This is a genomic window from Lentzea sp. JNUCC 0626 (assembly GCF_043632865.1).
GTDB lineage: Bacteria > Actinomycetota > Actinomycetes > Mycobacteriales > Pseudonocardiaceae > Lentzea.
Genome location: NZ_CP171635.1, coordinates 8029526 through 8054770 on the forward strand (window position 1 = coordinate 8029526; position 25245 = coordinate 8054770).

The 25245-nt window shown below is 68.7% G+C and carries 24 protein-coding genes; 10 read left to right on the top strand and 14 right to left on the bottom strand.

Annotation, left to right across the window (positions count from 1 at the left end; translation table 11 throughout):
- Window positions 1-6: 6 nt before the first annotated feature.
- Entirely contained in the window at window positions 7-1566 is a 1560-nt protein-coding gene (gene guaA / locus JNUCC0626_RS37370) for a glutamine-hydrolyzing GMP synthase (protein WP_394615393.1), read from the top strand.
- A gap of 44 nt (window positions 1567-1610) precedes the next feature.
- Here the strand turns inward: guaA and JNUCC0626_RS37375 are convergent, their stop codons facing one another.
- Together JNUCC0626_RS37375 and JNUCC0626_RS37380 are read right to left on the bottom strand one after the other, a co-directional pair.
- A complete protein-coding gene (locus JNUCC0626_RS37375; RefSeq protein ID WP_394615394.1) occupies window positions 1611-1805 on the bottom strand; it encodes a hypothetical protein in 195 nt (64 codons plus the stop codon).
- Window positions 1798-2979 carry a PspC domain-containing protein gene (locus JNUCC0626_RS37380; protein WP_394615395.1) on the bottom strand — a complete coding sequence of 394 codons (1182 nt, stop codon included), beginning with the start codon at window positions 2977-2979 and terminating at the stop codon, window positions 1798-1800. Before JNUCC0626_RS37380 ends, JNUCC0626_RS37375 begins: the two co-directional genes overlap by 8 nt.
- 132 nt (window positions 2980-3111) lie before the next feature.
- Between JNUCC0626_RS37380 and JNUCC0626_RS37385 the strand changes: the two genes are divergently transcribed.
- From JNUCC0626_RS37385 to JNUCC0626_RS37395, 3 genes are read left to right on the top strand one after another with little or no spacing between them, the layout of a single operon-like run.
- Window positions 3112-4281 (top strand): PspC domain-containing protein, encoded by a 1170-nt coding sequence (locus JNUCC0626_RS37385; protein ID WP_382445555.1) that lies wholly within the window; start codon window positions 3112-3114, stop codon window positions 4279-4281.
- Window positions 4278-4928 (top strand): response regulator, encoded by a 651-nt coding sequence (locus tag JNUCC0626_RS37390; protein ID WP_191298251.1) that lies wholly within the window; start codon window positions 4278-4280, stop codon window positions 4926-4928. Before JNUCC0626_RS37385 ends, JNUCC0626_RS37390 begins: the two co-directional genes overlap by 4 nt.
- A gap of 6 nt (window positions 4929-4934) precedes the next feature.
- Window positions 4935-5516, top strand: a complete 582-nt coding sequence (locus JNUCC0626_RS37395; protein ID WP_394615396.1) for a phosphatase PAP2 family protein — start codon at window positions 4935-4937, stop codon at window positions 5514-5516.
- Here JNUCC0626_RS37395 and JNUCC0626_RS37400 read toward each other — a convergent pair.
- Window positions 5509-6798 (bottom strand): serine/threonine-protein kinase, encoded by a 1290-nt coding sequence (locus JNUCC0626_RS37400; RefSeq protein ID WP_394615397.1) that lies wholly within the window; start codon window positions 6796-6798, stop codon window positions 5509-5511. The two genes, JNUCC0626_RS37395 and JNUCC0626_RS37400, sit on opposite strands and share 8 nt — an antisense overlap.
- A gap of 103 nt (window positions 6799-6901) precedes the next feature.
- Between JNUCC0626_RS37400 and JNUCC0626_RS37405 the strand changes: the two genes are divergently transcribed.
- Complete coding sequence (locus JNUCC0626_RS37405) at window positions 6902-7360, top strand: hypothetical protein (RefSeq protein ID WP_394615398.1); 459 nt, start codon at window positions 6902-6904, stop codon at window positions 7358-7360.
- 10 nt (window positions 7361-7370) lie between these two features.
- Window positions 7371-7502: a hypothetical protein gene (locus JNUCC0626_RS37410; RefSeq protein ID WP_394615399.1), complete on the top strand. Its 132-nt coding sequence runs from the start codon at window positions 7371-7373 to the stop codon at window positions 7500-7502.
- A 205-nt stretch (window positions 7503-7707) separates the two neighbouring features.
- Here the strand turns inward: JNUCC0626_RS37410 and JNUCC0626_RS37415 are convergent, their stop codons facing one another.
- Both JNUCC0626_RS37415 and JNUCC0626_RS37420 read right to left on the bottom strand, forming a co-directional pair.
- Window positions 7708-8127 (bottom strand): SsgA family sporulation/cell division regulator, encoded by a 420-nt coding sequence (locus JNUCC0626_RS37415; protein WP_394615400.1) that lies wholly within the window; start codon window positions 8125-8127, stop codon window positions 7708-7710.
- Between the two features lie 121 nt (window positions 8128-8248).
- Complete coding sequence (locus tag JNUCC0626_RS37420; protein ID WP_394615401.1) at window positions 8249-9175, bottom strand: DMT family transporter; 927 nt, start codon at window positions 9173-9175, stop codon at window positions 8249-8251.
- 81 nt (window positions 9176-9256) lie between these two features.
- Between JNUCC0626_RS37420 and JNUCC0626_RS37425 the strand changes: the two genes are divergently transcribed.
- On the top strand, window positions 9257-10159 hold the full coding sequence (locus JNUCC0626_RS37425) for a LysR family transcriptional regulator (RefSeq protein WP_394615402.1): 903 nt from the start codon (window positions 9257-9259) through the stop codon (window positions 10157-10159).
- Window positions 10160-10166: 7 nt separating this feature from the next.
- Here the strand turns inward: JNUCC0626_RS37425 and JNUCC0626_RS37430 are convergent, their stop codons facing one another.
- From JNUCC0626_RS37430 to JNUCC0626_RS37455, 6 genes are all read right to left on the bottom strand, one after another.
- A complete protein-coding gene (locus JNUCC0626_RS37430; RefSeq protein WP_394615403.1) occupies window positions 10167-11813 on the bottom strand; it encodes a serine/threonine-protein kinase in 1647 nt (548 codons plus the stop codon).
- Window positions 11814-11942: 129 nt separating this feature from the next.
- Window positions 11943-13271 carry a serine/threonine-protein kinase gene (locus JNUCC0626_RS37435; protein ID WP_394615404.1) on the bottom strand — a complete coding sequence of 443 codons (1329 nt, stop codon included), beginning with the start codon at window positions 13269-13271 and terminating at the stop codon, window positions 11943-11945.
- 147 nt (window positions 13272-13418) lie between these two features.
- The gene (locus JNUCC0626_RS37440) at window positions 13419-14258 is read right to left on the bottom strand and encodes a hypothetical protein (RefSeq protein ID WP_394615405.1); all 840 of its coding nucleotides are present in this window, start codon (window positions 14256-14258) and stop codon (window positions 13419-13421) included.
- Between the two features lie 193 nt (window positions 14259-14451).
- The gene (locus JNUCC0626_RS37445; RefSeq protein ID WP_394615406.1) at window positions 14452-15303 is read right to left on the bottom strand and encodes a hypothetical protein; all 852 of its coding nucleotides are present in this window, start codon (window positions 15301-15303) and stop codon (window positions 14452-14454) included.
- 172 nt (window positions 15304-15475) lie between these two features.
- Window positions 15476-16327 carry a hypothetical protein gene (locus JNUCC0626_RS37450; protein WP_394615407.1) on the bottom strand — a complete coding sequence of 284 codons (852 nt, stop codon included), beginning with the start codon at window positions 16325-16327 and terminating at the stop codon, window positions 15476-15478.
- A 103-nt stretch (window positions 16328-16430) separates the two neighbouring features.
- Window positions 16431-16757, bottom strand: a complete 327-nt coding sequence (locus tag JNUCC0626_RS37455; RefSeq protein WP_394615408.1) for a hypothetical protein — start codon at window positions 16755-16757, stop codon at window positions 16431-16433.
- Between the two features lie 70 nt (window positions 16758-16827).
- On the opposite strand from JNUCC0626_RS37455, the gene JNUCC0626_RS37460 reads away from it, so the two are divergent.
- On the top strand, window positions 16828-17880 hold the full coding sequence (locus tag JNUCC0626_RS37460; protein ID WP_394622187.1) for a histone deacetylase: 1053 nt from the start codon (window positions 16828-16830) through the stop codon (window positions 17878-17880).
- A gap of 26 nt (window positions 17881-17906) precedes the next feature.
- Here JNUCC0626_RS37460 and JNUCC0626_RS37465 read toward each other — a convergent pair whose 3' ends face one another.
- Complete coding sequence (locus JNUCC0626_RS37465) at window positions 17907-18167, bottom strand: chorismate mutase (protein ID WP_382445568.1); 261 nt, start codon at window positions 18165-18167, stop codon at window positions 17907-17909.
- A gap of 411 nt (window positions 18168-18578) precedes the next feature.
- Here JNUCC0626_RS37465 and JNUCC0626_RS37470 point away from each other — a divergent pair, with 411 nt between their 5' ends.
- Window positions 18579-18866: a hypothetical protein gene (locus tag JNUCC0626_RS37470; RefSeq protein ID WP_394615409.1), complete on the top strand. Its 288-nt coding sequence runs from the start codon at window positions 18579-18581 to the stop codon at window positions 18864-18866.
- A gap of 73 nt (window positions 18867-18939) precedes the next feature.
- Window positions 18940-21252: a DNA helicase PcrA gene (pcrA, locus tag JNUCC0626_RS37475; protein ID WP_394615410.1), complete on the top strand. Its 2313-nt coding sequence runs from the start codon at window positions 18940-18942 to the stop codon at window positions 21250-21252.
- A 1966-nt stretch (window positions 21253-23218) separates the two neighbouring features.
- On the opposite strand, the gene JNUCC0626_RS37480 is transcribed toward pcrA, so the two are convergent.
- The gene (locus tag JNUCC0626_RS37480) at window positions 23219-23935 is read right to left on the bottom strand and encodes a M23 family metallopeptidase (protein WP_394615411.1); all 717 of its coding nucleotides are present in this window, start codon (window positions 23933-23935) and stop codon (window positions 23219-23221) included.
- Between the two features lie 281 nt (window positions 23936-24216).
- Window positions 24217-25197 carry an esterase/lipase family protein gene (locus JNUCC0626_RS37485; RefSeq protein WP_394615412.1) on the bottom strand — a complete coding sequence of 327 codons (981 nt, stop codon included), beginning with the start codon at window positions 25195-25197 and terminating at the stop codon, window positions 24217-24219.
- Window positions 25198-25245: the final 48 nt, after the last annotated feature.

Consider the following 25245-nt stretch of genomic DNA (forward strand, 5'->3'; position numbering starts at 1 on the left):
GGCGGCGTGTCCGACACCAGCAACCGCCCTGTTCTCGTCGTCGACTTCGGCGCCCAGTACGCGCAGCTGATCGCCCGCCGCGTCCGCGAGGCCCAGGTCTACTCCGAGGTCGTCCCGCACACGGCGACCGTGAGCGAGATGCTCGACAAGAACCCCCTGGCCATCGTTCTGTCCGGTGGCCCGTCGAGCGTGTACGCGGAGAACGCCCCGCAGGTCGACCCGAAGCTGTTCGAGGCCGGCGTCCCGGTCTTCGGCATCTGCTACGGCTTCCAGGCGATGGCGAGCGCACTCGGCGGCGCGGTGGAACAGACCGGCACCCGCGAGTACGGCCGCACGGACCTGAGCGTCCCGACCGAGGGCGGCGCGCTGCACCAGGAACTCCCGGCCAGCCACCCGGTGTGGATGAGCCACGGCGATGCCGTCACCAAGGCGCCCGAGGGCTTCACCGTCACCGCGACGAGCGAGGGCGCACCCGTCGCCGCGTTCGAGAACAAGGAACGCCGCTTCGCCGGCGTCCAGTACCACCCCGAGGTGCACCATTCGCCGCACGGCCAGGAGGTCCTGCGCCGGTTCCTGCACGAGATCGCGGGCATCCGTCCGCAGTGGACCACGTCGTCCATCGTGGACGAACAGGTCACCCGCATCCGCGAGCAGATCGGCGACGGCAAGGCGATCTGCGCCCTGTCCGGCGGCGTCGACTCGGCCGTCGCGGCCGCGCTCGTGCAGCGCGCCATCGGCGACCGCCTCACGTGCGTCTTCGTCGACCACGGCCTGCTGCGCGCCGGTGAGCGCACCCAGGTCGAGCGCGACTTCGTGGCCGCGACCGGCGTCAACCTGATCACGGTCGACGCCCGCGAGCGCTTCCTGAACGCCCTGGCCGGCGTGACGGACCCCGAGGAGAAGCGCAAGATCATCGGCCGCGAGTTCATCCGCGTCTTCGAACAGGCCGAGCGCGACCTGAAGGCCGAGGGCGACTACGGCTTCCTCGTGCAGGGCACGCTCTACCCGGACGTCGTCGAGTCCGGTGGCGGCGCGGGCACCGCGAACATCAAGTCGCACCACAACGTCGGCGGCCTGCCGGACGACCTGCAGTTCGCACTGGTCGAGCCGCTGCGCGCGCTGTTCAAGGACGAGGTCCGTCGCGTGGGCACCGAGCTGGGCCTGCCCGAGACCATCGTGCAGCGCCAGCCGTTCCCCGGCCCGGGCCTCGGCATCCGCATCATCGGCGAGGTCACCCAGGACCGCCTCGACACCCTCCGCCAGGCCGACGCCATCGCGCGCGAGGAACTGACGGCGGCCGGTCTCGACCGCACCATCTGGCAGTGCCCGGTCGTGCTGCTCGCGGACGTGCGCAGCGTGGGCGTGCAGGGCGACGGCCGCACCTACGGACACCCGATCGTGCTGCGGCCGGTGTCGTCGGAGGACGCGATGACCGCGGACTGGACGCGCCTGCCGTACGAGGTGCTGGAGCGGATCTCGACCCGGATCACCAACGAGGTGGCCGAGGTCAACCGCGTGGTGCTCGACGTGACGTCGAAGCCGCCGGGCACCATCGAGTGGGAGTAGAGCCATAAGGAGAAGGGCCCCGGGGATGTCCCCGGGGCCCTTTCTCATTCGTGGGTCTTGCGTCTGAGCGAGTTCGTCAGCAGCACCAGCCCGACCACGATGGCCGTCCCTCCCAGCGCCCACCGGAAGTCGAACCAGAAAGACCCGTTGGTCAGCACGTAGGCCGCCATCAGCCCGCCGCCGATCCCGAAGACCAGCGTCAGCGGGTCGATCCGCCGCCGCATTCCCTGCTCAGTCACGGAGCACCCGCACCTCTCCGACGCTCGACCGCACGTCGAGATCGATCTTCAGTCCACCCTCGCCGTTGGCGCCGAGGTCGCGGCCGTCGACGGCCACACTGCTGCCTTCCGCCCGCTTGCCGAGGCAGTCGAGCTCCCCGATGGACGACGCCTCGCAGCGGAACGTCACGTCGGCGTCGCGCGGCACGTGCACCACGGCCTCGCCGAGCTCGACGTTGATCGCCGTCTTCACCTCGCCGGAGTCAGGCAGGTCGCGCAGGTCGAGCATCACGCTGCCCACGCTCGTCTCGTACCGGTCCTTCACGTCGGTGACGGAGCGGGGGGTCTCGTCGAAGCTGCTGATGCGGGTGGGGCCGTCGAAGTCGACGGCGGTCATGCCGAAGCCGACGACGGACAGCGGGATCATCAGCCAGATCAGGCTGCGGCCGCCGCCGGTGAACGAACCGATCAGCAGGCCCGCCGCGAGCACGGCCAGCACGAGGCCGATCGTGTGCGCCACGGTGAACCACGGCACCCACGCGCCCAGGATCGCGGACGCGGCCACGGTCAGGACGGCCACGCCCAGGGTCGTGGCGCCGATGCGCGACTTGCGCGGGCGGGGGGCCGGCGGTTGCGGCTTGGGGGCCGGCTCGGGCAGGTCCCAGGCGAACGGGGCGGCGCCCAGCGGGTCCCAGGCCGGCGCGCCGGGCACCGGGGGTGTCGGCGCGGTCGCCGGGTCGGGCAGGGTCGCGGCCGGCTGCAGGTGCCCTCGGTTCTTCTGCAGCAGGTAGATGCACGCGACCGCCGCGGCCAGCGTCACGAAGACCTGGAACCCGCCGTTCCCCCCGAACATGTACGCGAGCGCCGGGAACATCAGGATGCCCACGAACACCGTCGTCGACGACGGGGCCGAGCTGTGTCCCTTGTGCAGCAACGATTCCAGCGGCGACACCTGGTCGCCCTCCTCCGGCAGCAGCAGCCAGCCCGCGAGGTACAGCGGCAGGCCGACGCCACCCGACAGAGCGAGCGCGACGAACGCGATCCGGACGATCACCGGGTCGATCTGGAAGCGCAGGGCGATCCCGGTGGCGACGCCTCCGAGCTTGCGCCCTGCACGGGGCCGCACCGGACGGTGGGCCCAGAACTCTCTGAGCGTGTCCGCCACGCCCTGCATTGCCTTCTCAGTCCCGCTCACGACGACAACATTGCGCTGCCGAGCCGAAAACCACATCAGGGACCAGCCCTGATTCAGGGAACCGGGGTCATCCCTGATGAACAACTCGCCGGGACGTGTGACGATCGGATGGTGAGTGCACGGATTGAGCCGATGCGCCGCCGACGCACCGGCCGGGTGGTCGCGGGCGTGGCGAGCGGACTGGCGGACCACCTGGGCGCACCCGTCTTCTGGGTGCGCGCGGTGTTCGCCGTGTTCGCGGCGTTCAGCGGGGTCGGGATCATCGCCTACGCGTTGCTGTGGATGTTCGTCCCGCAGTCGGCGGTGGCGGAACCGGAGACCGACAAGGACCGCAAGGAGTGGCAGCAGGCCGTCGGTCTGGCCGCTCTCGGCGTCGGCGTCGCGGTGTTCACCGGCCTGCTCGGGGGAGCGTGGAGCGGGTGGATCACCGGGCCGATCGCCGTCGCGCTCATCGGCGCCGCGGTCGTGTGGCGCGAGGCCGACGAGGCGCAGCGCCGCCGTTGGAAGGACGGGGCGTTCGCGCAGGGCAAGGCGGGGATCGTGCGGACGGTGGCGGGCGGTGCGTTGGTCGTGGCGGGGGTCGCCGCGTTCCTCGTGGTGAACGACACGATCGCGAACCTCTCCACGGTCATCCTCTCCGTCGTCGCGACGCTGGTGGGCGTGGCCGTGCTGACCGTGCCGCTGTGGATGCGGCTGGTGCGGGACCTGGATTCGGAACGCCGTGCGCGCATTCGCACCGAGGAACGCGCCGAGATCGCCGCCCACCTGCACGACTCGGTGTTGCAGACGCTCGCCCTGATCCAGAAGCAGTCCGAGTCGCCGCGCGAGGTGAAGCGCCTGGCCCGCAGCCAGGAACGCGAACTGCGCAGCTGGCTCTACGGCCGTGAGGTGGGCGAGCAGCCGCACTCCATGAGCGTCGCGATCGCCCAGGTGTGCGCGGAGGTGGAGGACGACTTCGCCATCGCCGTCTCGCAGGTCGTGGTCGGGGACTGCGAGCTGGAGGACGGGATGTTCGCACTGGTCCAGGCGTCGAAGGAGGCGATGGTCAACGCTGCCAAGCACGCGGGGGTGGGTGAGGTCAGCGTCTACGCCGAGGTCGAGCCGGACAAGGTGACGGTCTTCGTGCGCGACCGGGGCAAGGGCTTCGACCCCGACGCCGTGCCGGAGGACCGGCATGGCCTCGCGGGCAGCATCCGGGGGAGAATGACGAGGCACGGCGGGGAGGTGCGACTGCGCACGGCTCCGGGAGAGGGGACCGAGGTGCAGCTCGAGATGCCGAGGAAGCAGGAGGCCAGGACGTGAGTGTGAGGGTGTTCCTGGTGGACGACCACGCCCTGTTCCGAGCGGGGGTGCGGGCGGAGCTCGACAGCATCACCGAGGAGGTCGAGGTCGTCGGCGAGGCCGGCAGCGTCGGCGAGGCGGTGGCGGGCATCGCGCACCACAAGCCGGACGTCGTGCTGCTCGACGTGCACATGCCCGACGGCGGCGGTGCCGAGGTGCTGCGGCAGATCCGCACCAAGATCCCCGAGGTCACGTTCCTCGCGCTGTCGGTCTCCGACGCCGCCGAGGATGTCATCAACGTCATCCGCGCCGGTGCGCGCGGCTACGTGACCAAGACGATCTCCAGCCAGGAGCTGGTCAAGGCGGTCGTGCGGGTCTCGGAGGGCGACGCGGTGTTCTCGCCGCGCCTCGCCGGATTCGTGCTGGACGCGTTCGCCGACCGGCCGGGTGCCGCGCCGATCAGCGACCCCGAGCTCGACCTGCTGACGCCGCGCGAACGTGACGTCCTGCGGCTGTTGGCCCGTGGCTACGCTTACAAGGAAATCGCGTCCGAGCTGTTCATCAGCGTGAAGACGGTGGAGACGCACGTGTCGAGCGTCCTGCGGAAGACCCAGCTCTCCAACCGGTACGAGCTCTCCCGCTGGGCCACGGATCGCAGACTGGTCTGAGGGGTTTTGATCAACAAGGTCGCCCGCGGTGCCACCGAGGTGCTGGCGCCGTGGGTCTGGGTGATTCTGCTGCCGTTCGCGGTGGCGGCTGCTACCGAGAACCTGTGGATGACGCTGCTGTGGGGGTTCGTCGTCGCTTTGACGGCGTCGGTCATCCCGATGGCCGTCATCGTGCGTGGCGCTCGCAGGGGCAAGTGGGACGGCCACCACGTGACGAATCGCGAGGGCCGGCTGGTTCCGCTGGTCACGGCCGGTGCGTCGCTCGCGGCGGGCACGGTGATCATGGTCCTGGGCGACGCCCCGAGGAGCATGCTCGCGCTCGCGGGCAGCATGTTCGCGTCGTTGATCGTCAGCATGGCGATCACGTTCGGGCTGAAGTGGAAGATCTCGCTGCACGCCGCCGTGGCCTGGGCCGCCGTCGTGACGCTGACGATCGTCTTCGGCCCGTGGTGGCTGCTCCTGGCGTTGCCCGCTGCCCTGGTCTCGTGGTCGCGCGTCGAACTCGGCGACCACACCGCCGGTCAGGTGCTGGCCGGGTCCGTGATGGGCGTGGTCGTCGGCGGCGGGGTCTTCTGGCTGCTCACCTGATCTGGGTGATGCTGGTGATCTTCATCTGGTTGTCGACGGCGGCGACCTCGGCCTCGTAGACGCCGTTCTTCTGCTCGCCCAGGTCCGTCTGGAGCGCCAGGTCGAACGTCACCACCCACTTCGGCCCGTGCGACCGGACGGGGATCGACGACAGGGTGCACTTGACCGAGGAGTAGCCCTTCCACCGCGCCACGTACTTCTCGATCGGCTCGGTGGCCCGCTCGTAGAGGTTCTGCCACGCCACCTCGGCGTTGCCGGGGAGCTGGCCGTAGTGCTCGACCACGAACCCGGCCGCCTCACCGGCGGTGAAGTAGCGGGGCTGTTCCGGCTGGTCGAACTGGCCCTGGTTGACCGGGGTCTCGTCGCCGCCGGTGCCGCCCCAGTACGCGGCCGCCGCGCCACCACCGATCCCGAGCAGCGCGATGACCGCCAGGATGATCAGGATCCGGCGGTTCGGGGGCTTGAGCCTGCGTTGCGGCGGCGGGATCAGCAACGGCTGAGAGGGCTGCGGCTCGGCGGTCAGCAGGTCGGCCGCCTCCTGTGCGGTCGGCCGGTCCTTCGAGTCCTGCGAGAGCAGCCGCATCAGCAACGGCGTGAGCTCGCCCGCGTTCTTCGGGTCCCGCAACTGCCCGCTGGCCGCCCGGTAGATGAGGCCGAAGCTGTTGTCGCTCGGCCCGAACACCGACTCGCCCTCGATGGCCGTGTAGATGGTGGCGCCGAGCGAGAACACGTCGGACGCCTCGTCCGGCTGCTCACCGCGCGCCACCTCGGGCGCCAGGTAGGCGGGAGTGCCGGAGATCATGCCGGTGTCGGTCATCGTGCCGTCGCCGGTGGCCTTGGAAATGCCGAAGTCGGTGATCTTGACCGTGCCGTCGTGGCCGATCAGGACGTTGCCGGGCTTGATGTCGCGGTGGACGAGCCCCGCCGAGTGCGCCGCCGCGAGAGCAGAGGCGATCTTGGCCCCGATGCTCGCCGCCTGCGCCGGCTTGAGCGGCCCGCGTTCGGCGATCAGCGCCGACAGACTGTGCGAGGCCAGGTACTCCATGACGATGAACGGCTCTTCGTCGTCGCTGCCCACGACGTCGAACACCGCGATCGCGTGCTGGTGGTGCAGCCGGGCGGCGTTGCGCGCCTCCCGCATCGCCCGCTGGTGGTCACCCGTCACGAGCTGCTTGACGGCGACCTCGCGGGCCAGGACCTCGTCCCGTGCACGCCACACGACGCCCATCGCTCCGCTGCCGATGCGCTCGATCAGCGTGTAGCGGCCCCCGATGGTTGTCACACCCTGAGACTAATCAATCGCGGAGACGAGCATCGGAGGTTCCCCACTGCCGCGATCAGGTGACCCGGATTGCGCCCGCCCAGTTTTAAACTACCTTGCAACTGTGTCCGCTGCAGGCGAGATCAACTTCAGTGAGCTCTCCAACAAACCGGCCGAGTCGGTGCGCAAGCTCCAGGCGTCGCCGGACCAGACGCTGCTGGTGCGTCGCCGCGGTGATGAGGAGGACCTGGTGCTGACCACGGCCACGAAGGCGGCTGAGGTGCGCGAGGTCGTCTCGTTCACCACGTCGCTGTTCGTCGCGCTGTTGCAGCACAGCAAGGGGGCGAGTGGCCTGATCGCCGACGTCATGCCGAAGGTGTTCCCGTGGATGCGCTTCCTGCCGGACGACGACCGGCGGCTGTTCGCCGTCGAGATCGTGGAGGTGCTGGAGGCCTCGAACTCCCTGGGCACTCCGGCTCCGGTCCTGCAGCTGATCACCGAGTGGCGGCACACCGCCGAGGTGTGCGCCGACCCTCGTCTGGTCGAGATCTTCACCAAGGGTCGCGCCGCCGACGATCGGTGACGAACGGCATGTGTGCTTCGACAGCACCGACGTCGTGTACGGCTGGAAAGAGCTGGAGAACCGCGCGGCGTACCTGATCGACGTCGAGAAGCACGCGGTCTGGATCGACTACGCCGGTGCGCACCCCAAGGCGACCGAGTAGCGATCTGAGCTCCGAGCCGAGTTCACCGGTGGGGACTCGCTGCGTTGACTCGCCCGGACCTGTTGAGACGTGCCTCCGCCGCTGCCCACAGCGTCCGGCACCGCACCGCGGTGGTCTGAAGGTGACGAGCTGATTCGGCCACGCTGCCCCGCGTGCCGGCACCTCGTCCCGCGCCCTCCCGAACCACCTGAACCATCAGGACCCACTAGTCGATCGTCGACACCAGCTTCTGCAGCTCGCGGTCGAAGTCGATCCACAGGTCCTCCTCGCCCGGCTGGACGACGTCGTACGAGTTGTCCAGGAACTCCGCCACGTCCTCGGCGACGGCGCTGAGGATCGCGAACCCGGTGGGCGCGTTCAGCTCGACCAGGACGCGCTCGGGGTCGTCGGACGCCGGGCGGACCAGGATGTCGCCCTCACCGGACGGCGTCAGCAGGCCGTCGGCGAGCAGGTCGCGGGCGAACATCCACTCGACGCGGCCGGAGCCGGTGAAGAAGATGACGGCGACCGCGTAGGGGTCTTCCGGGTCGTAGACGAGTTCGGCCTCGACGGGAGCCGGGGCGACTCCGGGGGCGAGGAGGTGAAAAGTCGTCCGGGTGGTGACCTTCAGGTTTTCGTTGTTCATGTCGATGTCCTTCCCAGGCTGGTCTCCATGTCCGCTCACAAAGAGGAGACGGCTAACCAGCTCGATAAGGACGCGATTCGTCTCGGAACCATCCTATTGGGGGAGACGTGCGTCTCACCCTTCAGCGTTTGACCAGGTCGCGCGTCTCGTTTGGTGAGACGGTCTGACCAGCCGAGACGGGCTTGCGACGGGTCAGTGCGACGCCCAGCAGGACCACCAGCATGCCGACGACGACCCTTGCGTTGAGTTGCTCCCCGAGGAAGATCGCTCCAAGGAGTACCGAAACAACGGGCAGAAGGTAACCGACGGTAGTTGCCGTGGTGGCTCCCTCGTCGGCGATGACGCGGTAGTTGAGGATGAACGCGACGCCGGTGCCGAAGACGCCGAGGATCGTCACGGCGACCACGCCGATCCAGTGCAGGTGCAGCGGCTGCAAGCCCCCGAACGGCAGCGCGAGGATCAGCATCCCCATCGCGGTGGTCAGCTGCATCGCGGCCAGCTGCGTCGAGGTCGCACCCGTGTTGACCAGGTACTTCCCGGCGTAGGAGTAACCGATCGCGTAGCTCGCGGCGCCGATGAGGCACAGCACGGCGCCCCAGCTCGCGATGCTGTTGCCCGACTGCCACGGCGCGAAGATCAGCAGGACGCCCGCGAAGCCGAGGCCGAGGCCGAGCATGCGGACCACGTTGCTGATCTTCTCCGACCCCAGCACGAGGCCGATGGCCAGCGCGAACAGCGGGGTCGTGGAGTTCAGCACGCCGGAGACGCCCGAGTCGACGGTCTGACCACCGAACGCGAACAGCGTGAACGGGATGGCGCTGCCGAAGAGCGCCACGAAGACCATGTGACCCCAGATCTTGCGGTCGCGCGGCAGCGTCATCTTCGCGAGCGCCAGCACGACGAACAGCACGAGCGCCCCGAAGAACGTCCGCACGAGCGAGATCTGCATCGGCGCGAGCGAGCCGAGCGCGAGCTTCATCCACAGGAAGCTGGATCCCCACAGCAGGGCGAGCACGCCCATCCTGATCAACGTTCCGCGTTGGTTCACACGTCAACCATGCGCCTCGCGACACCTGAAAACAATTTAATAGTTGTGGGAAACCTTTAAGCATCGCTGTAAGGTCGGGCCATGCTGGACGTGCGACGAATGCAGGTGCTCAGGGCCGTCGTGAGCTCGGGTTCCATCACCGCGGCTGCGACGAACCTCGGCTACACCCCGTCGGCGGTGTCGCAGCAGGTGGCGGGCCTGGAGAAGCAGGCAGGGCTGCCGTTGCTGGAACGCGTCGGCAGGGGCATCAGGCCCACCGCCGCGGGCCGCCTGCTCACCGAGCACGCCGCCCGCCTCGCCGAGCAGCTGGCCGAGGCCGAGAGCGCCCTCACGGCGTTGCGCAACGGCTGCGCGGGCACCCTGCGCGTCCGCTACTTCGCCACGGCCGGAGCGGCCCTCGTACCGCCCGCGGTGGCCACCTTCCGCGCCGAACGCGCGGGCGTCGAGCTCGACCTCAAGCTCACCGAGCCGACCGACCCGTTCGTCGAACTGGCGGCGGGCCGCGCGGACGTGGCCATCACGGTCCTCGAACCCGACGCTCCGGCGCCGGAGGGCATGGTCGCGCGGCATCTGCTCGCCGACCCGTTCTACGCCGTCCTGCCGCGCGGTCACGCCCTCGCCCGCAAGCGCGTGCTGGACCTGGCCGAACTGGCCGACGAACCGTGGATCGACGCGGACTGCGGCACTCCGGGCCCGTGCGCGAGCCTCGTCCGCAACGCGTGCGCGGGCGCCGGGTTCGCGCCGCAGGTGGCGGTGGAGAGCGACGACTACGCGACCGCGCAGGGGTTCGTGGCGGCCGGACTGGGCGTCACGATCATCCCCAGGCTCGGGCTGGGTTACGCGCACCCCGGCGTCATCCTGCGGAAGGTGCGCAACCCCGAGCCCGTCCGGCACATCCACGTGGTCTACCGCGAGGACGCCGCCTGGAACCCGGCCGTCCTCACCCTGGCCGAAGCCCTGGAGAAGGCGGCGCGGGCCTCCTGAAAGCGCGTCAGGCGTTGCCGAACGGCTTGTCGTAGCTCAGCAGGAAGTTCGGCGAACGCCACTCCAGCGAGCACTGCCGCTGCATCGACGACTTCGACCCGTCCTTCTTCTCGACCTCGAGGGTCACCACGAAGTAGTACGGCTGCCGTTCCTCGACGTTCGTGACCTTGGCCGACTTGTAGGTGGCCCAGAACGACTTGAAGCCGTCGTAGCCGCCCGGGAACTGGCCCTGGAAGTTGCCGTTGCCCATTTCCCAGGCCTGGTCGGGCTTGGTGGCCGCGAGCTTGAAGTAGTCCGTCAGCAGGTCTTTCTTGTTCCCGTCCGTCGGCGTTTCCGTCCACTGACCGGCCTTCGGAGACGACTTGTCCTCCGTCGACGGGCTGGTCGGGTTGCCGCCGTTGGTCTGCTGCGTCGACGTGTTCGCGCCCGCGTTGTTGTCCGAACCGCCCCCGGTCTTGTCGGAGATCATGCTCGCGAACATGATCCCGATGACCGCGGCCGCCACGATGGCGAGCGCGGTGATGACCGTCGACTTCTTGTTCTTCGAGACCGACGACAACGCCGACGGCCGCGGGGACTTCGGGCGCTGCGAGTACTGCGGAGCGGCGGCCGGGCGGTGGTTCGACGGCCCCTGCTGCGTCGGCATGGCGCGCGGCGGCGTGCCCAGGTCCACCCTCGTCGCGTTGGGCGGCGGGGACTGCTGGACGTGCTGCTGCTGCGGCGGCGTGAGGGCGCGTGTGGCGGCCTGCTGCTGCGGTTGCTGCACGGGCGCACCACGCCACGACGGCGGGTGCGTCGGGGCGACCACGGCCGGCGTGAAGGCAGGCGCGGCCTGACCGTTCGCGACGGCCGCGAGCGCGTCCCGAGCCTCGGCCATCGTCGGCCGGTCCTCGGGCTCCGCCCGCAGCAGGCGCATCAGCAGCGCGGTCAGCGGACCCGCGTTGCGCGGCGGGTTCACCTTGCCGGACGCGACCTTGTGCAGCAGCGCGATCGTGTTCTCGCTCAGCCCGAACGGCGGTTCGCCCTCGATCGCCGCGTACAGCGTCGACCCCAGCGAGAAGACGTCCGACGGCGAGCCCGGGTCGTAGCCCTTCGCCACCTCGGGTGCGAGGTACGCGGGGGTGCCCGCGAGCATGCCCGTCGCGGTGACGGTGACGTCACCGGTCGCGCGCGAGATGCCGAAGTCGGTGATCTTGACGGTGCCATCGTCGCCGAGCAGCACGTTGCCCGGCTTGATGTCGCGGTGCACGATGCCGGCGTTGTGCGCGGCGGCCAGCGCGGAGGCGACCTGCATGCCGATCGACGCCACATCGCGCGGCGGGAGCGTGCCGCGCTCCGAAAGCACCGCGGAGAGGCTCTTCGAGGGCAGGTACTCCATGATCAGCCACGGCTGGCTGTCGTCCTCGGCCACGTCGTAGACGGCGACCGCGTGCGGGTGCTGCAGGCGTGCCGCGATGCGGCCCTCGCGCATGGCCCGTCTCTTCGCCTCGTCCGTGTCGGATTCGGCGAGCCCGGGCTGCAGGAGGAGCTGCTTGACCGCGACAGTGCGGTGCAGACGTTCGTCGTGTGCCGTCCAGACGACGCCCATGGCGCCACTGCCGATCCGCTGGCTCAATCGGTAGCGACCAGCGACCAATCGGCCATCATCGGTCACAGTTGCTCCCCGCTGTGCGGTCACTTGCTCTCTGTTCAACGGATGATCACACCTTCGGGTTCAGCTCACCCCAATAGGTGCGGGTACCCACCTTACGAGATTTCCACGACGGTTTGATGCTTAGCCCAGTTAGCTGGTTGTCGTCACCGGAGTGCTCGGCGTCCCCGAGTTGTTCGAGGACGGAGGCGGTGATGACGGCACCGAAGGCGGTGTAGTCGTCGTGGTTGGTGGGGGTGGTGTGGTTGTCGTCGTCTTTGGTGCAGACGTCGGTTGTTGCGTCGTGGTTGCCTCTTCCGTGGTGGTGGTCACCACGGAACTCGGCGTCTCACTCGTGGGCGGTGCGGTCGAGCTGTTGCTCGCGGGCGGTGCCGACGGCGTGTTCGGTTCCTTGTTGAACACCCCGAGCGCGACCATCAGACCGCCGATGACCAGCAACAACGCCAAAACAACCGCTGCGATGACCAGCGGCCGGTTGTTCTCCTGAGGCCTCGGCGGCGCCATCGGCGGAGCGGTCCGCGGCGGCGACGTGCGCGGCGCCGGACGAACCACGCGGGTCCGCTCGGGCTCCACGATCGTCGTCGGATCGGGCCCGGCCACCACCGACAGGCCGGTGAACGACGGCGAACGGCCGTGTCCCACGGCGTTCAGCACGTCGCGCGCCTGTGCCATGGTCGGCCGGTCAGCCGGTTCGAAGTTGAGCAGGTACAGCAGCGTGTCGGCGAGCGGGTGGTCGACGGTGGGCGGGTTGATCCGCCCGGCCGCGACGGCGTGCAGAACACCGAGAGTGTTCTCGCTCACTCCATAGGGCGGTTCGCCCTCCATCGCGGCGAACAGCGTCGAACCGAGCGAGTAGACGTCCGAGGCGGGCGTCGGGTCCTGGCCGCGGGCGATCTCCGGCGCGAGGTACGCGGGCGTGCCGGCGATCAGGCCGGTCTTGGTGACCGTGATGTCGTCGGACGCGCGCGAGATGCCGAAGTCGGTGATCTTGACGACGCCGTTCTCGGCGATCAGCACGTTGCCGGGCTTCACGTCGCGGTGCACGATCCCCGCCGCGTGCGCCGCCGCCAGGGCCGCCGCGCACTGGGTGCCGATGCTCGCGACCTCGACCGGGTCCATAGGCCCGCCCTCGGCCAGCGCGTCGGCGAGGCTGTAGGACGGCAGGTACTCCATGACCAGGCACGGGACGCCGTCTTCCTCGACGACGTCGTACACGGCGATGGCGTTCGGGTGGTGCAGCTTGGCGGCGATGCGACCCTCGCGCATGGCGCGCTGGATCGCCTCGTCCTGTTCCTTCTCGTCCAGGCCGGGCGCCAGCAGCAACTGCTTGATGGCGACCTCGCGGCCGAGGCGTTCGTCGTGGGCTCGCCAGACGATGCCCATCGCGCCGGAGCCGATGCGGTCGAGGAAGCGGTAGCGGTCGGCGATCAGACGGCCGTCCGATGTTCCGGACGTCGTCACAAGCTCACCTCGCGGGTGCTCGAAGGCGTGACTGCGGCTGCGGCAGCAGATCCCACGCTCGTGCTCCTCGTGCGGTAGTCAGCGGGTCGTCCGGAATGCCCGCACAGGGTACCTGCCGGGGACCGCCGCTGAGCTACCCGTCGTGCGTCAGTTCGCCGGGGCGAAGAAGTCGAATCCGCCGACGGTGTCGCCCACGGTGTTGAGCACCGGGTCGAGGAGGCCGAGGTCCACGCTCACGTCGACCGGGTTGGACGGCGGGGGCAGCGCGCTGTCCGAGTTGGACGGCGGCGTCGTGCTGTTGCTCGGCGGCGGGGTGGTGGACGAGCTCGGCGGCGCGGGCGTCTCGCTGGACGGCGGCGTGCTCGGGGTGCTCGTCTCGGTGGACGTCGACGGCGTGGTGGAGGTCGAGGTCTCCGTGGACGGCGTCTGCGTCTGCTGGGTCTGCTGCGTCGGACGCTTCTGCTCGGTCTGCACGTACGGCGCGACGCGCGTCGTCGGGTCCGAGGTCGTCGTCTCTGCCTGCTGCGTCTCGGTGGCTTCGGACTGCTGCGTCTTGTTCGACGGCAGCTTCACGACGCCCTCGGTGCCGGCGCTCGCGCCACGGGCCTGGGCGCGCTCGTCGAACCGCACCTCGGCGAGCGGGCGCTCGTCCGGCGAGGACAGCCACGAGGAGGCGGCGAACGCCACGGAACCGCAGATGATGACGCCACCGCTGGCCGCGGCGGCCAGCTTGCCGACGGTGAACCCGCCGCGCTGAGTGTCGTCGGCACGGCCTTCACGGCGCAGCAGCTCGGTGATGTGCAGCTCCTTCATGGGCTGCTTCTTGAGCTTGCCGGGCACCTTGACCGGCTTGAACTTGACCGTCGGCTCGAACGCCTCCGGGGTGATGTCGTCGGTGATCACCGGGATCTCCGCGGTCTCTGCCTCGCGGCGGGCGATCAGCTCGGCGACCGACAGCTGTCCGGTCGACTCAGCGGATCCGGTCAACCGCCGACGATGGTCCTCAATCGACACCGCTCGTTCACCCTTCCAAGTTCGCGTTCGCGCACTGGCGGGAACATGGATACCGAATCGTGACCCGAGATGTAACCCCTTCGGGGGAATTTTCACGATCGAAACAGGCATTCAGAGACGAACGGTCACCGTTCGACTGCGAACGGCGAACTCACTTGGGTGCGACCTAACTCCGCTGCGCCGAAAGGACCTCGGTGCCGACGATCCGCGGCTGAGTCGTTGACGTGAGCCAGAAGAGCTGCTCGATGCGCAGCCAGCTGCCGTCCGCCTCCTGCATGGAGACGACCGCGAGCACCGATCCGTCCGGCCGCACCGACGTCTGGTCGACGTTGACCGTCTTGATCTTGCCCCAGGAGTTCACGAACTCGGCGGGGCTCGCGCCGACCAGCTCGGGCGAGAGCAGCTTGGCCGCGGCGCCGGGCTTGGTCGTGAGCAGCTCGTAGAACTTCTTCACCACGTCGACCTGCGGCAACGGGCCGACCGAGACCTCGGGCGTGGCCAGTTCGGAGGCCTCCGGCGCGGGCTCTTGAGCGGTGTTCTCCAGCAGCAACGCGGACGGCTGCGGCATGGGCACGGCGCCGTCGGTGGTCTGCAGCGGCGGGCGCTCGTTCGGCAGCTGGGCCGAGAGGACGTCGGGACGCAGGGCGCTCGATCCGGACAGCGCGACGGGGCGTTCGCTGACGGGCACGCCGGCGTTCTCCGGCCGCTTGCCCGCGAGGATCGCCGCGCCCGCGATGGAGGAGACGAGCAGGACCGCGCCCGCCACCAGTCCGGCGACCCGGCCGACTCTGCTCGGCTTCACCGTGCGCCTGCGGCGACCGGGGACGACGGGGATCACGGCGGTCGTCGCCGTCATGGTCTCGGTGGGGCCCAGCAGGGACGTGACCAGCGCGTCTGTGGCGGCGTCCTCGTTGGACAGGATGCGGATGGAGGTCGGCTGCTGCTTGATCAGCTCGGCCACGCTGATCGCGCCGGCGCGGGCGTGCCGCCGTCCGGTCGTCGCCGCGGGACGCTGCACTGCTCTGGTCCTCCGTACTGTCCGTGTCCGCCTGAATGCGTACCGTGGCTCCCCGTGCAGACGCCAGTGTCTGGATGAACTTCATCCGATCGTGGCGGCCGACGGTGCTCGGGAATCGCTCGGCGGTGCTACTTACTACGTTCGGTAGCTCCGGCCGTGACCTTTAGCCACTTCAGCCTCCGAGCTTCAACCGTTCACCGTTGATGAGCGGGAGGTCCCCGAGCGTGAAGGTGAGCTCGCGCTTCTCGGTGCTGACCGAGCCGTCCTTCTTCGTCACCTGGAGCAGGCTCACGGTGAGGCCCTTGCCGGGGTCGACGGCGATCTCCTTCACCTCGATCAGCGAGATGTCAGCGAGCCTGCCCTCGAGCAGCGCGTCGGCGTTCGAGCGCACGTTGTCCGTGGTCATGGCCAGCGCCGTGTCGGCGTTCGTCGCCATCTCGCGGTAGAAGTGCTCGGTCTGCGCGGCGATCTTGCCGCCGTCAACCACGGGGGCCTGCGTGACCGGCACGGTCGTGATGACCGGCGGCGCCGACCCGGTGGGCTGGGGGACGGTCGCCGAACCAGTGCCCGTGCCGGTCCCGTTCGCGGCGGACGTGCGGGTGCCCGTGCCCGGCACCGGGGCGCCCCGGCCGGTGTTCGCGGCGGACGGCTTCGTGCCCGTGGCCGACGGACTGGTGCCGCCGGTGGGCAGCGCGGAGATGATCGGCACGTCCGACGGGTAGCCGGGCAGCCCGACCGTCTCGACCGCGCCGCCCCCGCCGACCAGCTTGGCCGCGGCGACGCTCAGGCCGACCAGCACGAGCACGGACGACACGACGGCGAACCAGGCGGCGCGCTTCCAGGTGCGCGGCGGCGTGACCGACGCGGGCACCAGGCCGATGTTGAACTTGCGCAGGCCGTCGGTGTCCTGCAGCGGGTCGATCTGGCGGCGGCGGGGCAGCGGGATGCGATCGCCCCCGACGACGGGCCGCTGCGGCGGCGCGATCCCGTCGTCGAGTCGATGTTTGCCCGGCAGTTCGTCCATCCCGACACCCCTCTGCGACGCAATCAGAGTAGGGCCGTCTGGAGGTACCCAACCAACCAAAAGGGGGTGTTCAGGACGAGTGACACTCTTTTGTGTGAAGTTCCTACCTGGGCGGGAGTTGTGCTTGACCGCTGTTCAGCTGCTTGCGGGTGCTCTGCACGCCGTTGAGCGCGGCCAGACCGCTGCTGCCGGCGATCAGGGCGCCCACGACGTCGGCGCCGAGCGAGTCGCCACCGGTGATCAGCAGACCGATCACCGCACCTGCGGTCGTGATGATCGCGGTCTTCCAGCGGCTGCGGACGAATTGGGAGACAGGTGCTCCGGAGAGGCCCTTCTTGTTCGCGGCCGATCCGAGCAAGCCCAGGTAAGCGTCGTGCGCCAAGGCGGCGAGCAGGCCGGCGATGGCGATCAGTGCAGCGATGAGGCCCATGCCTCCAGTGTGCCTCCAGATTTTTTCGATGGACCATCCGTGATCGCCCTGATATCCGATTCGGGTGGACATGTTCTGGCACGACGACTGCCTCGAGCACGACGCCGGTGAGGGTCTGTGGGAGCTGCCGGGCTCCTGGCCGTGGCTCGACGTGGCCGAGCCGCACCCGGAGAACGCCGCGCGGTTGCGCACGTTCCGGCACGCGCTGACGCACGGCCCGGTGGCGCCGCACCTGACGTGGCACGAGGGCAGGCATGCGTCCGTTGACGAGCTTCTGCGCGTGCACACGGCCGGGTACTTGGACTCGTTGCGCGTGTCCGAGCGTGTGGCGCTGGAAGTGAACACGGTCGTGGGACCGGAAACGTGGCGTGCGGCCTCTGCGGCGGCGGGAACGGCGTTGGCGGCGTTGGAGTCCGGCGCCCGCATCGCGTACGCGCTCGTGCGTCCTCCAGGGCACCACGCGCAGCCGGACATGGCGGACGGCTACTGCTTCGTGAACAACGCGGCACTGGTGGCGGAAACCGCGCGGCGCCAAGGGTTGCGGGTCGCCGTCCTGGACTGGGACGTGCACCACGGCAACGGCACGCAGCAGACGTTCTACGACCGTCCGGACGTGCTGACCATCTCGGTGCACATGCGGCACGGCGCGTGGGGCACGAACCACCCGCAGACGGGCGCACCATCAGAAGTGGGCGCTCAGGGCAAGAACGTGAACATCGAACTGTCTCTCGGTGCGGGCGACACGGCGTACATGCGCGCGCTCGACGAGATCGCTTTCCCGCTGCTGCGCGACTTCGCACCGGACCTGCTCGTGTGCGCGTCCGGGTTCGACGGGTCGGCGTTCGACCCCAACGGCCGTCACAACCTCACGGCGAACGGCTACCGCGAGATCGGCCGGAGGGTGGCGTCGTTCGGGACGCGGGTCGTGCTCACCCAGGAGGGCGGCTACCTGCGCGGCTACTCGGCGTTGTGCCTGCACGCGCTGGTCGAGGGCTTGCTGGGGCTGCCGGAGCCGTTGCTCGAGGACCCGCTGGCCTACGTGCCGGACGACACCCAGCTGATCGACGCGGACTTCGAGCGCGTGCGGGCGGCCCTGAAGCCTTTTTGGCCCGGCGTGCTGTGACGCCGGGCCACCCGCTGGTGGAACTACTACCTGCCGAGCGGGCCGCGGCCCATCTTGAGCAGGATCATCGCGAGGTCCTTGCCCTCGGGGCCGAGCGGCTTGTAGCGGTTGAGGACGTCGATCTCGCGGTTGTGCACGATCTTCGTGCCGCCGGCGGCCATGCGGGCCGCGCCGATGATCTTCGATACCTCGACGCGCCGTTGCACGAGGCGAAGGATTTCCGCGTCGAGGTGGTCGATCTCCTCGCGCAGCTCGTTGATGTCGGGTTCGGTGGTGGTGTCCATCATTGGTGACCTTTCGGGGAACTTCGAGTCCTTGGCCCAGAAGCAGCGAAGCCCCGGGGTCCGATGGACTCCGGGGCTTCGTGGTGGCTTTGTCAGCGCTGGACGACCACGGGAGCCGGAGTCCGGTTCCCGTAGAAAAACTCGAAGTACGTCGCGCGCATGGACCTAGTCTGCCACAGAACCGCACTCCTAGGCTCGTGTCGTCTCACATAGCGACCACTGGGGGTCCTGTTGAAGTACGCACTGGGGATGGCGGCTGCCCTGGCGCTGTCCGCCGCGATCGCTCCGCCTGCCTCGGCGGAGCCGGATTTCGCCTCGATCGACCTCACCGCGCGGGCCGGCTGGTAAGGCCCGGTCACCTGGACCACCCGTCCGGGTGCCACGCAGGAGTTCGACGTCGACATCACCAACGTGGTGGGCCACGACGAACAGGGGCTCGACGTCTTCGTCTCGTTCCCGACCGACCGGCTCGAGGTCACCTCGTACGAGGGCTGGGACGTGAACGAGGGCATCGGCGCCGAAGGGATTCGCTGCACGCAGAACCACCTGATCGTGCACGAGGAGGCGTGGCCCACCTCGAAGATCCACACCAGGGTGATCAAGTCGGAGTACCACTCGGACGGCCTCGACGTGTACGCCGAGGCAGGAGGCCACGCCGAGGTGCACGCGGGACAGCCGTTCCTGATCGACACCAGCACCTGATCGAACCGGTTTCTCGAACACATGGTCGGGCGGTACCGGATTTGTCGGTGCCGCCCGGTACCGTGGATGGACGATGAGCGCCTTGTTCGACTTGCCCTCAAGTCCCCCCGTTTCCCGCGCGGGCCACCTGCTCGACGACCTGAACCCCGCGCAGCGCCGTGCCGTCGAGCACGCCGGTTCGCCCCTGCTCGTGGTGGCGGGCGCCGGCTCCGGCAAGACGCGTGTCCTCACCCGGCGGATCGCGTACCTGCTCGCGGCTCGTGACGTGCATCCCGGCGAGATCATGGCCATCACGTTCACGAACAAGGCCGCCGCCGAGATGAAGGAGCGCGTCGCCGACATGGTGGGCGCGCGCGCCCGTTCGATGTGGGTGTCGACGTTCCACTCGATGTGCGTCCGCGTGATGCGCCGCGACGCCAAGACGCTGGGCATGTCGTCGAACTTCTCGATCTACGACAGCGACGACACCCGCCGCCTCATCACGCTCGTGGCGCGCGACCTCGATCTCGACCCGAAGAAGTACGCGGCCCGCACCCTCGCCGTGCACATCTCGAACCTCAAGAACGAGCTCATCGACGCGGAGACCGCCACCGCCCAGGCCACGAACGACCTGGAACGCCGCGTGGCCGAGGTCTACACGGTCTACCAACGCCGCCTGAGCGAGTCGAACTCCCTCGACTTCGACGACCTGATCATGAGGACCGTCGAACTCCTCCAGACCTTCCCGGACGTGGCCGAGCACTACCGCCGCCGCTTCCGCCACGTCCTGGTCGACGAGTACCAGGACACCAACCACGCGCAGTACACCTTGGTGCGCGAACTGGTCGGCAAGGCAGGCGGCGAGATCCCGCCCGCCGAGCTCTGCGTGGTGGGCGACGCCGACCAGTCGATCTACGCCTTCCGCGGCGCGACGATCCGCAACATCGTGGAGTTCGAGCGCGACTACCCGGACGCCACCACGATCCTGCTGGAGCAGAACTACCGCTCCACCCAGAACATCCTGACGGCGGCGAACGCCGTCATCTCCCGCAACCCCAACCGCCGCGACAAATCGCTGTGGTCGGACCTCGGCGAGGGCGAGAAGATCGTCGGCTACGTCGCCGACAACGAACACGACGAAGCGGCGTTCGTGGCCAACGAAATCGACCACCTGGTGGACAGCGGCGAAGTCAACAACTCCGAAATCGCCGTCTTCTACCGCACCAACAACCAGTCGCGGGTCTTCGAGGAAATCTTCATCCGCCTGGGCCTCCCGTACCGAGTGGTCGGCGGCGTCCGCTTCTACGAGCGCCGCGAGGTCCGCGACGCCCTCGCCTACCTGCGCACTCTGGCCAACCCGGAAGACACGGTCTCCCTCCGCAGAATCCTCAACGTCCCCAAACGAGGAATCGGCGACCGAGCAGAAGCCTGCGTCGCCACCTACGCAGAACGCGAACGAATCAGCTTCGCCGCAGCCCTCCGCGAAGCCGTAGAAGACCGCGTCCCCCTCCTGAACCCGCGCTCCCGCAACGCAATCGCGGGCTTCGTGGAAATGATGGACCAGCTGGGCGAAATGGTCGCACGCGAAGACGACGTGGCCGACATCCTGGAAGCCGTGCTGGAAAAGTCCGGCTACCGCACCGAACTCGAAGCCAGCGAGGACCCGCAGGACCACACGAGGATCGAGAACCTCAACGAACTGGTCACCGTCGCCCGAGAGTTCACCGAACTAGAGCTCCCCGAAGGCGCAGACCCGGTCCCGTCCCTCCCGGCGTTCCTGGAACGCGTCTCCCTGGTAGCAGACGCGGACTCCATCCCGGACGCGGACTCCGACGGCGTGGTCACCCTGATGACCATCCACACGGCCAAGGGCCTCGAATACCCGGTCGTCTTCAGCACGGGCTGGGAAGACGGCGTCTTCCCGCACATGCGAGCCCTGGGCGACCCAGCAGAACTGGCAGAAGAACGCCGCCTCGCCTACGTGGGCATCACCAGAGCCCAACGCCGCCTCTACCTCTCGAGGGCCTTGGTCCGCTCAGCCTGGGGCCAACCGTCAGCCAACCCGGCCTCCCGCTTCCTGGGCGAAATCCCCCAGGACCTACTCGACTGGCGCCGAGTAGAACCTTCCCGCTCGGGCCCCGCAGCAGCCACCACCTGGGGCCGCTCAGCCTCAGGCGGCATAGCCTCCCGAGGCCTGAGCCGCCCAGCCCCGGGCAAAGCGGGCTGGAAGGACGCCCCGGCAATGAAGCTGGACGTGGGCGACCGAGTAACCCACGACAAGTACGGCCTGGGCCGAGTAGTAGCGGTGGACGGCGCGGGCCTACGAGCCACAGCCACCATCGACTTCGGAGGCTCGGGCACAGTCCGCCTGATGCTCATAGGCAGCGTCCCGATGACCAAGCTCTAGCCAGCCCAAGAGCACACCCAAGGCCCGCGCCCAGCCCCAACCGGGGCAGGGTCGCGGGCCTTAACTGCTCCAAGGCAAAGCACGGCAAGCTGACGCAGGGGTCCCCTCGCGTTTGGAGTCCCCGCGACCCAACTTACGGGCTGGGGCTGACAGTTCTGGGACCAGCGAGGACTGGGCAGACCAGACCTGGGCGAGAAGCGATGGCTGGCGGCCCAAAGCACACGCGAAGCCGAAGGCGAGCCCGACAGAGCGCAAGCATCGAGCACGCCGAACCGCAGCGCGATGCCGAAGGCGAGCCGTCTTTCCTCGAACGGATCGGGTGGGGTGGCTTCGTCACGAGTCGTGCCACAGCTCTTGCTGCATCAGAGGAGGGGTGTCAAACCGCCACGCTTTTCGGCGGTTTGACACCCCTCCTCTGATGTGGCCCGCTCTTGGCTCGACTCGTGACGAAGCCACCCCACCAACGCAACCAAACCAAGCAACAGCAAGCCGCCCAACGCAACAGGCGTGCCATCAGCCTGCGAACGGCGCTGGCCCCGGCTTTTGATCAGATTGGCGGGGTCCGGGGCGGAGCCCCGCGCACGAAAACAGGAACAGAACGCCCCCACCCCAACCACCTACGAACACCCAACAGGCAGCCGCCAACGCACCAGGGGGACGACCCACCCACCCCGCGCGCCCCCAACGAAGGCCCCCTGACCAGCAACTTCACCCAGAACCAAGAAAATCCGCAGAAATCCGGAAAATCCGCGCAACGACAGCCCACTGAGTGCGTCTATGTGGGTGTCGCAAGCAGCACAGCCAGGGAACGTTCGGGGCGGTCCAAGGCACAACGAGCAGCCTGCAGACGAAGGGGAGCGAAGGGACGGCGGGGGCCTAACTTCGCGGCGAAGTGCGGCCGGACCGAACGGGAGAGCGGTCCGGCCGCATTGTCTTCGCAGTCTTCGCACCAACGCAACGGACACGACTCAACGCCCGCCCAGCCCAAGCACCCACGCCCGCAACCCTGCCGGGCTCGCCACCAGCCTCCGAACGACACTGTCGCCTGTAGACGGCCACAGACGAGCGTTCTCCCGGCACAGAGCCAAAATCGCCGAGGCCCGCAGCCCTGCCGACCGAGCCCGCAGCGCACCCCGGCCGCGGCAGACGGCCCGACCCCGACGGCTCCAGCCAACGGCACAGAGCCCGCCCACACCAGCCGTCCACGAAGATCACCGCAGGTCACCAGGCCTGCGTTCAAAAATTGTCAGACCCCCGGAGCAGAATCGTCCGCATGAGGCAGAACCCCCAGCGGAAGAGCTCAAGATGGATCACGTACTCGCCGGCGCCCTGCACGAACGTGTGTTCGCAATCCTCAACCAGCTGGAATCCCCGGACACCTTCAAGCTGGTCGAAGCCTGGCGCACCCTCCTGCGCCACCACGAACCAACGGAGAGCGGGGCCTGCAAAGCCTGCGGCCCACGCTGGCGCAGACACATGTGCTCAGTCTGGCGGGTAGCAGCGACCTACTTCGTCCGTGAAGCGTTGGAGTCTCACAACGCCCCCGAGGCCCGCAACGCTCCTGAAGCCCGAAACGCCCCAGGGCCGTAACGCTTCCGGAGCCTCGGAACGACTGAAGCCTGCGACGGCCCCTACGGCCAACCGGCCTCCGACAACCACCGTGAACCAAGCCCGGCAACGCCCCCAAGCCCGCCCGATGCCCAAAAGACCCAAAGATCCGTGACCGCGAGACCCAGGCCCGGACTAGGGCGGGAATAGAGCGACGCTGGAGCGTGCTGACCCACAAGAGGCCCCTGAGTCGACCAGAACCACCCAACCCACCCCAGGAGGTGGACGAGGCCGGAACGGCCGTCAGAAAGCTACTGAGCCGTAGTTCAGGAACAACCGAACAGCGAAACGCAGGCCGGAACTCAAGATCCGAAGGCCCTCGGACAGCAAATCCCACAGGCCTAGAGGGACGAAGTCCTCAGACCGTCACGCCGCGAGCGTTCAGCCAGGTCAGCGGGTTGATCTTCTGGCCGCCCGGGTTCCACACCTCGAAGTGCAGGTGGGGGCCGGTCGAGAAGCCGCGGTTGCCCATGCGGGCGATCTGCTGGCCCGCCTTGACCTGCTGGCCTTCCTTGACGCTGTAGGTGTCGACGTGGCCGTAGACGGTGATGGTGCCGTCCTCGTGCTGCACGCGCACCCAGAGGCCGAAGCCGGAGGCCGGGCCCGCCTCGATCACGGTGCCGTCGGCGGCGGAGAGGATCGGGGTGCCGATGGGGCCCGCGATGTCGATGCCGAGGTGCATGGTGCCCCAGCGGCCGCCGTAGCCCGAGGTGAAGTCACCGGCTGCGGGGCGGACGAACTTCGGGCGCTTCTTCTCGGCCTCGACGGCCTCGCGCTCGGTGGAGAGCTGCTGGCTGCGCAGGAGTTTGGCGGCTTCGGCGGAGCCCTCGGCCGTGGTCTTGGAGACCGCGAGGATCTGGGGGGCGGAGGCGGTGTCGCCACCGACGCCGTCGAAGGTCGCGGCGCCACCGGAGTGGTTCGCGAGCTGGACGTCGGTGCCTTCGTCGGCGGCTGCCTGGCCGAGTTGGCCGGCGCCTGCCGCGGCGAACGCGCCTACTGCGACGGCTGCGACGACGATGCGTCCACGCAGCGCCGACGGCGGCGGGGGGAGCCTGTGCGAGCTGACCGGACGCACGGATGCGCGGTCGACTGCCTCTTCAAGCGCAGCACTGCGTTCATGGCCGCCGGGGGAGCGGTGGTGACTCAAAGCTTGCCCTTCCGCCTTCGGGGAGCCTGATCGGGCGGACAACCGGGCGGGGGATTCCCGGCGAGTCAGGATTCGGGGTTCTGACTCGGTGTCCTTCTGTGATCAGACCGTGACAACGGACCCGGGGACAGTAACGGCGGGCAGCCTCGGAGGGCAAACCCCAGTTCGTTATGTCCTACGAACGGGCGGCAACCAGCGAGTTTCAACTGTCAACTGTGACTGTCGGTCAAACCGGGGGGTCGACACGCCTCGCCGCCAGCGGCGATGGGGTGAGTTGACAAGTCATCCGATCGGGTGATGGCCGTCACAACTACGTGAAGGGTCCTCGTGTCAACCGGCAAAGAAAGGTGACCTGAATCACGTATCTGGTGCTCTTCGACGAGTAATGACGAGTGCTCCAGCCGGGCGTTGCGCTGAGGCACGATGATCTGATCCATCTCGGACCAGACCACGACGAACTTCGTGCGGCACGGTCGGCACGGTTCGGCCAACTCGGACAACAGCTCCGAACCCGGACGCAGCTGCCGAGTAAGAGGTGTCGGCATCAGATAGGCGGCGAGCGTGCCGCTGTGGGGCGTCCCCAAGGTCACGAGTGTGCGAACGCGTGAGTCGCCGTGCAGCCGTTGTACGTAGTACCTGGCAATGAGCCCGCCGAGCGAATGGCCGACCACGTGCACCTGATCGGATCCGGTCTGCTCGCAGATCCGCTCGATGTGCGCGCCCAGCAGCGCGGCGGAACGGCGGACGTCACCGGTCAACGCCGTCAGCACGCTGTAGTTGATGGCGTGCACCACCCCGAAGCCCCGCCTTCGCAGAGCCCCCGACAGCACCGCGAAGGCGGAACGGTTGTCCCCGATGCCGTGTACCAGCACGATCGGGGTGCCCGCCGCGTCCATCGCCGAAACCATCAGCCCGCGCTGGCGGGGCGGGAGGCCGTCGGTGCGGTAGTGCCGGTACTGCCCTTCCGGACGGAGCTGCTCGGTGATCGCACCCCACGGGTAGAGCACCGCGTGGGCCGTCAACCAGGCCGCTTCCATCGCGACGCCGCGCACACCGCCGGGCGTGGCCATCGCCCGCAGCGCCACCTTCACCTCTTCCGCGACGTCACGGGCCGTGTGCACGCCCCAGCCGGCACGGTCCAGGGCCGCGTCAGTCAGACGCGTGAGCCAAGACCGGCCGTTGTCGCTCATATGAGCGACGGTAAGTGATGAAGTCACGACCTAGGAGTACCCAGCGCA

Bases quoted from the DNA above. Each gene is read 5' to 3' on its own strand.
- JNUCC0626_RS37455 (WP_394615408.1), bottom strand. From the start codon at position 16,757: ATGGGCCTCATCGCTGCACTGATCGCCATCGCCGGCCTGCTCGCCGCC.
- JNUCC0626_RS37465 (WP_382445568.1), bottom strand. From the start codon at position 18,167: ATGATGGACACCACCACCGAACCCGACATCAACGAGCTGCGCGAGGAG.
- JNUCC0626_RS37460 (WP_394622187.1), top strand. From the start codon at position 16,828: ATGTTCTGGCACGACGACTGCCTCGAGCACGACGCCGGTGAGGGTCTG.
- JNUCC0626_RS37415 (WP_394615400.1), bottom strand. From the start codon at position 8,127: ATGAACAACGAAAACCTGAAGGTCACCACCCGGACGACTTTTCACCTC.
- JNUCC0626_RS37450 (WP_394615407.1), bottom strand. From the start codon at position 16,327: ATGGACGAACTGCCGGGCAAACATCGACTCGACGACGGGATCGCGCCG.
- JNUCC0626_RS37385 (WP_382445555.1), top strand. From the start codon at position 3,112: ATGCGCCGCCGACGCACCGGCCGGGTGGTCGCGGGCGTGGCGAGCGGA.
- JNUCC0626_RS37425 (WP_394615402.1), top strand. From the start codon at position 9,257: ATGCTGGACGTGCGACGAATGCAGGTGCTCAGGGCCGTCGTGAGCTCG.
- pcrA (WP_394615410.1), top strand. From the start codon at position 18,940: ATGAGCGCCTTGTTCGACTTGCCCTCAAGTCCCCCCGTTTCCCGCGCG.
- JNUCC0626_RS37485 (WP_394615412.1), bottom strand. From the start codon at position 25,197: ATGAGCGACAACGGCCGGTCTTGGCTCACGCGTCTGACTGACGCGGCC.